At 62.2% G+C, this 6,153-nt stretch carries 7 protein-coding genes; 3 read left to right on the top strand and 4 right to left on the bottom strand.

The features are described from left to right. The first annotated feature begins 391 nt into the window (after positions 1-391). The gene (locus QN413_RS23410) at positions 392-883 is read left to right on the top strand and encodes a 5' nucleotidase, NT5C type (RefSeq protein ID WP_323498994.1); all 492 of its coding nucleotides are present in this window, start codon (positions 392-394) and stop codon (positions 881-883) included. A gap of 510 nt (positions 884-1,393) precedes the next feature. Next, on the top strand, positions 1,394-2,029 hold the full coding sequence (locus QN413_RS23405) for a hypothetical protein (protein ID WP_323498993.1): 636 nt from the start codon (positions 1,394-1,396) through the stop codon (positions 2,027-2,029). A gap of 273 nt (positions 2,030-2,302) precedes the next feature. Here the strand turns inward: QN413_RS23405 and QN413_RS23400 are convergent, their stop codons facing one another. Genes QN413_RS23400 through QN413_RS23390 form a run of 3 tightly spaced genes read right to left on the bottom strand, consistent with a single transcriptional unit; the run spans position 2,303 to position 4,195 of the window. Continuing rightward, positions 2,303-2,719 carry a hypothetical protein gene (locus QN413_RS23400; RefSeq protein WP_323498992.1) on the bottom strand — a complete coding sequence of 139 codons (417 nt, stop codon included), beginning with the start codon at positions 2,717-2,719 and terminating at the stop codon, positions 2,303-2,305. Next, entirely contained in the window at positions 2,720-3,373 is a 654-nt protein-coding gene (locus QN413_RS23395; protein WP_323498990.1) for a BON domain-containing protein, read from the bottom strand. 33 nt (positions 3,374-3,406) lie between these two features. After that, positions 3,407-4,195: a PRC-barrel domain-containing protein gene (locus QN413_RS23390; RefSeq protein WP_323498989.1), complete on the bottom strand. Its 789-nt coding sequence runs from the start codon at positions 4,193-4,195 to the stop codon at positions 3,407-3,409. Positions 4,196-5,096: 901 nt separating this feature from the next. On the opposite strand from QN413_RS23390, the gene QN413_RS23385 reads away from it, so the two are divergent. Then, positions 5,097-5,759, top strand: a complete 663-nt coding sequence (locus QN413_RS23385) for a hypothetical protein (RefSeq protein WP_323498988.1) — start codon at positions 5,097-5,099, stop codon at positions 5,757-5,759. A gap of 43 nt (positions 5,760-5,802) precedes the next feature. Here the strand turns inward: QN413_RS23385 and QN413_RS23380 are convergent, their stop codons facing one another. After that, complete coding sequence (locus QN413_RS23380; RefSeq protein ID WP_323498986.1) at positions 5,803-6,153, bottom strand: hypothetical protein; 351 nt, start codon at positions 6,151-6,153, stop codon at positions 5,803-5,805.

The following is a 6,153-nucleotide window of genomic DNA, read 5'->3' as shown; positions in this document are numbered from 1 at the left end:
CGATGCCGATGATTTTGGCCATGTTGAATTTGCTCCTGAGTTCTGAAAAATGGGGTGGTGTGAACTTGTGGATAACCGGCCGCGACTGTGGCAACACAGAAAATTCGCGTTGCGGCCGACCCGCGGATACGGTTCTTTGCACGCCGCCTGGTGGCATGACAGACTCCACCATATTTCGAGAGAAAGTGTGCCGTCTGTGCGACAGCACACCATGGCCAGGGAACGCAGATGGCGCTTGAACTTCGTCTTTGCGCGCCTGCGTGTGCCAACGCACAGAATTTTCTTTACCGCACCGTCAGAATCCGGGGACCGGGAACGAAAACGTCGAAACCCCGGATCGCGCTGTCGCAGGCGCTGCGCGCACTCGCTCCGAGGCTGAAAGACGAACAAAGTGGGACAACGCTCTTACCCGGACAAGGCCCGGGTCTACCTCGACATGGACGGCGTCATTGCCGACTTCGACGCCGCGTGCGCCAGCTGCGCCATGACGCCCAGCCAGTTCAAGCGCCTGCCGGGGGCATACCGCACGCTGCTGCCCTCGGAAGGTGCCTGCAATGCAGTTGCCTTTCTGGAAACGGAAGGCATCGAGATGTTTGTCGTCACGAAGATTCCGCCCTCGAATCCCTGCGCCGCGACAGAGAAGTTGCTCTGGATACGCGATTACTTTCCACAGTTCGTTGATCGCGTGATCATCACACCGGACAAGGGATGCGTTGGTGAAAGGCGAGACGTGTTGATCGATGACCATCTGGAGTGGGCCAACGTGGATCACTTTCGTGGCACGGTGGTCCGCTTCACGGGCAACTGGCGATCGACGCTCGTCGCGGTCTTCGGTGCGTTGCAAAAGCCAATGCCGCCACCAGCCTCCAAATCGCTCTGTTGAGACAGGGCCTTCGGTGCCCTCCCGGCGCCGGGGCTCTCGAATGAGACGTCCTACCGCGCCAGCAGGCGCTGACACTTCTCGTGTGTTGAATTGTGGGCTCACTGCACTGCCCACGGTCCCGACTGATTCCCACTGTGCGCAGCACGCACCGGCATTGACGCACAGCGCGGGCCGTGCGCCTGCGCAGGCGCAGGTCCACAGCCAAGCGTCGGCTGGCATCGGGGTGGCTCACTCGGCGGCTGCCTGCGATGCGCAATCACACGACACACGCAATGCGGTGCCCGTTGTGTCCGCGATGGGGCTGCGCTTGCCCCCTGTCCCTTTCATCAGCATGATCCCCACGGCACAGACCAGACCTGCACTCCAGAGGCAAGTCCGCTGGTGGACGGACGCCCCCTAACCCAGTCCCACCATGAGCGCACGACCTCGGCGCCACGCCCCAGGATTGCTGCGACTCAGCTCCGCACTGTCCAGCCCGACGTCGGAGCCGTCAACTCGCGAGGCCGACAAATGCGCATAGCACTGCTCGATGAAGACCAAGAAGAAGCGCAGCTTTTGGTGGCGGCGCTGAAGGCGTCGCGCGGCGACGAGCCGATTTTCTACACGCCATCCAGCGACGGCGTGGCATTGCGGTCCGCTCTGAGCGGCGAGACGTCCGAACTGCTGATCCTTGCGCTCACAGCTCAGGGTCGGCTGGCCGTGGACCTTCTGCGTTGGCTGCGCGTAGTACGGCAGTCGCACATCCCGGTCATCGTGCTAAGCGATCGCGCTGACGCGTCCGATGTCGCCGCCGCTCTGGCGGCCGGTGCCAACGATTACATGATCAGGCCGTACAGGCCGCTCGACCTGAGCAAACACGTGCCAAAATTCCGAAGCCCCCTTCACCGCGCAAGTCTTCGCACTGACGAAGCAGCCAACTGGACGCTTGCGCATGAAGGCAAGGTGCTGCAGTACCCGGGAAGTCCTGCAGATACTTTTGGCTTGCAAGACCGGCCGATCGCGCCGGGGCTGTCACTGTTTCATAGACTTGGCCACACTGTCACAAGATCGCTTTCCCGAAAATGCAACGAACCAGTGTCCGGATACGCCGAGCACTCCTGCACTGGACCCTCCGCTTTTCAGCCAGCGACGCGCGTCAGCGCTTGAAGACGGGCGTCCGGCTTCAACGGTTCGATCGCAAAGGCATCCGCTTTCGCAATCGCGTCCGCATCAACCCGCCGGCTGGCCAACTCCATTGCCCTGGACAATCTGGTGCCGACGTGCCTCGGCACGCGGCCTGCAGGTAGCCTCATACGCCCGGCGCCGTTGATACTGCGCGCGGCTTTCCTCGCCGGGTGCAACGGTTCGGCGGGCATGCCGCGCGAGCGCGCGCCGTCGTCTGGCGAGACTGCGGTCGCTTTCCTCCAGGCCTGCAGCCGATCAGCGCTTTTGCTTTTCTGGTGCGTCTCCGCTGCCGCCCCTGGGGAATGCGCCGGCCTGATTGGCTGCACGGTTTGCTTCGGCGCGACGATGCGACGCGTCCATGCGTTCGTTCAGGGGAACGAAGGGCCGTACGACAGGCTCGCTTTGCCCCTCGCCCATCTGGGCACCCCTGGCTGCGCGTTCACCGTTCTTCTTGCGCAAGTCTCGCGCTGCGCGGCGCTCCGCAGCGGTCGTCCGCGCCATCGGCGGTGCTTTGGCCTGCGTGGGGTCTGCTTCTCCCCGCCCCTGCGCGAACGCGGACGAAGCCACAGGGAAAAGCAAATGGATCACTACAGCGGCGGCCGACAGGATCGGCATTTTTTTCAGGATCATTCCCAAACGCCCCGCGAGGTTGCGCAAAGCTGTGCGGGCCATTCAGAACGTCACGGTGAGGTTGTCGACAACGTTGTTCACGCCCGGCGCGCTCCAAGCAGCGTGACTCGCCAAGTCGCGCTCTGCCCAGCTGTGAACGGTCCCGGAAAGCGTCACATCAGCGCCTCGGACGTGTACGGAAATGAGCTCCGCGTCGTTTCGGGCACGTCGCTTGAGGGCGGCTTCGATGTCTGCCTTCACCACGGTCGAAGACGCCGCCTGCTCTATGCTGATCTGGTCGCTGACGCCCGTCACGCCCAGCAACTGGCGAATGCTGGATGCGGCACCGCGCCGCTCGAAATCCCAGCGCACCTTGCCTGTCAGCGTGACCCAGCCTTTCTCGACCATGACTTTGACACTGTCCTTGGGTATGAAGGACGACCACGCCAATACGTTGTCCGCTGAACGGGCAATGTCAGCGTCCACGCGCTGGCTTGTGCCGGGCAGCCTCACTTCCATTTCAACTGCGAGACCTTTGACGCCTGCGACGCGCTGGGCGGCGCTTTCCGCATCCCATTTCTTGGCGTAGCTGTTGACATGGCCGGCCAGCGTGACGATGCCATCTGTCACTTCAACACCAATATGGGTGGCGTCGACGGCGGGTTCCCACTGGAGTTCGGCCTGGACGTCCTGCTGCAATTGCGAATCGGTTTTCATGGGGGCTTTCTGTGCGTTGGAGGGAGCGGGCATTCAGGCTTTGGCTTTTTCAAGCGAACGGTGCATCCGCTCGGTGGCCGCAGTCACGCCGGCTTCAAAAGTCTTCCAACGATTGGCGGTGGCATCTTTCATTTCGCCGAGCTTTGTTTCGGCCAATTTCAGATCGACGTGTGCAGCGGCTATGTTCTTGTCCATGCCGGCCTTCACTTCCTTGGACTCCAAGGACGCCTTCTTCTCCCATGCCGTCAGGTCCTGCCGGCCCGTCGCGATATCCCGGTCCGTCCTGGCGATGAACTGGTCCCGTTGCGTGGTGTCCGGTGCGTAGGCAAAGGCAGGCAGTGACTTGAGGGCCTCTTTGGAAGCGCCCACCATCACCAATTTGCCCGATCGGTTTTCGAGTTGCGAGACCGGGACAGCGACGTCATGCCGGCCCATACCGACAAAGCCGCCAGCGCCGATGATTGCGTAGGACAGCTTGCGCTGCGGCGAAATGATCAGGTCTTCGACATTGCCAATTTTCGTGCCGGTGTCGTTGTAGACCGTCTTGCCCAGGACGGTCTTCTTGACGCTCCAGCCCATAGCGATCTGCGTGTTTTCTGTGACAGTGACGCCGGTGGTCGTGCTGGAACCCGCGACTTGCCCGTGGGACGCGCCCACGACGCCAAGCAGGCTCGCACCAGTCAACGCTGCGATCAATAGAGTCTTTTCCATGAATTTTTTCTTTCGAGATTGTTCGGGACGAAGGGACTCTCGTTGGTTATAAGCATCGGGCTGCGGTGCGTCTGTGCGCGAACGAACGCAGGGGACGACCCGCGAAGCCACGACACACGATGACGATCAGCAGGTGACGGATTGCGGATTGCACAGCAATGCTCGGGCCGCCTGGAAGCGCCTCCCCGCAACAGGCTGGCGGCCGATGCGATCAACGCCCCGCTTGTTGCCCGGGGGCGGCCGCGCAGGAAGCTTTTAGGAGGGTGTGGGCTTGCAAGTCCCAAACGCAGCGCATGCTTTTTTATCAACCAGTGCCGGTCTTCACGACAGTCCTTGTGCGGTCACGCGAACGCATGGCGCGGCCCAGGCCGCTCAGACTCGCAGTGTCAGACTGGCATTGGCATCGCCTGCAGTTCTGCGAAACGGCTTTGGCGCGGCCAGCCCGCAGCGCCGTCTGCAACTGCAAGACATCGTTGGTGCTTCGCGTGATCAGCGACGGCATGCCGAAGCGGTTCATCTCGTGCAAAGAAAAGGCCTGCACATGCGCAAAGACCCGAGCCCGCAGGTCGCAGGTCGCACCCGTAGCGCATAGCCAGCCGCGCACCGACCACCGAGGCGCCAACGGCCAGGATCACCTGCAGCACGGAGAGCGACAGCATCACCGTGCCTGTGTGGATGACTTAGGCGCGATCGTCGCGTCCCACGCCCAGGTTGACGACATCGACGCTCAGATGGGGCAGCCACAACGTGGCAAGCGACTGAGCCACCGAGCCACCTGCAGGCCCAACATCACCAGCAGACCTTGCCATTGCAGAGTCAAGCATCCGGCCACCGCGCGGTATCGCCAGCCGTCAGTCGCCATCAGTGCGCCGCACGGGCGGTGCGAGCATGCGCGCGAGCCCTACCGTTGCGAGGGCATTTGTTGTCATGGGTCCACTCCAGTGTGATGACGCGGCCGGCTGGCCGTTGCAAGCAGGCCCCGGTTCTACCGAGGTTCGATCGCCCCGTCCGTGTGACAGCGCGCGCCGCCTGCGCCAGCGCCACAAGAAGGGGTAGCAGCGACGTGTTCAGGTCTAAGCTTGACGGCATGAACGACCGAATCAATCAGATCCTGGCGCAGATGGCGACACTCGAGGCGGACCTGCGCAGCGCTGTCAATGACCAAGAGAGCCGCATGTTTTTCCGGATCAACGGCAGGCGCGTCGAGTTCGAGCGCTCGGTGAGCGACGCGCACCGCAAGCTCAAGACGAATTTCTTGCGCTGGCTGGTGGCAGACCGTCCGCAAAATCTCATCACCGGCCCGCTCATCTACGCCATGGTGATCCCGTTGCTTCTGCTGGATGCATGTGTGAGCTTCTATCAATGGGCCTGTTTCCCGATCTATAGCATTGCCAAGGTGCGACGCAGCGACTACCTGGTCTTCGACCGGCGCCACCTGGGCTACCTGAACTTCATCGAGAAGTTCCACTGCACCTACTGTGAGTATGGCAATGGCCTGATGGCGTACGTGACCGAGATCCTGGCGCGCACGGAGCAGTACTTCTGTCCGATCAAGCACGCCCACAAAATCCTCGGGACCCACGCGCGCTACAACCGATTTCTGGACTACGGCGAAGCAGATGCCTACGAGGCAAAGCTGGAGGAGTTCAGAGTTGCGCTAGGCGACATTAGATGACGGCAGGCGGCTGCCAGGGCCCGGAATCGGTCGCTCGCGTCAGTCATGTGAAGACGGCAATATCGGCCAGATTGCGCCCCGGCGATGACGGCCCGTCAAGTGCGAGAGCTTCCGTGCCATCCTGATGCTCGATAACGATGAACAGGCGCTGCGGCAGGTCTGCGCTGCGCCCGGAAAACATGGCAGCGACCTGTGCACCATCGTGGATGGCGTCCACCACATCGGCCGCGGATGCGACGACGCTGGCGCCAACATCCAGATCCGAAGCTGCATTGACTTCACGCCAGCACACATCCATGACGTGTCCTGATCCGCCGAGGCGGACACTGGAGACTGCAAAAAAACGCCCGCGCTCCGTGGCGCTCGGGCGGGCACGTTCACCCTGGTAGGTCAT

The sequence above is a fragment of the Variovorax sp. LG9.2 genome, assembly GCF_035018885.1.
Classification (GTDB): Bacteria; Pseudomonadota; Gammaproteobacteria; order Burkholderiales; family Burkholderiaceae_C; genus Variovorax.
This window is presented reverse-complemented; position numbering and strand designations above follow the sequence as displayed.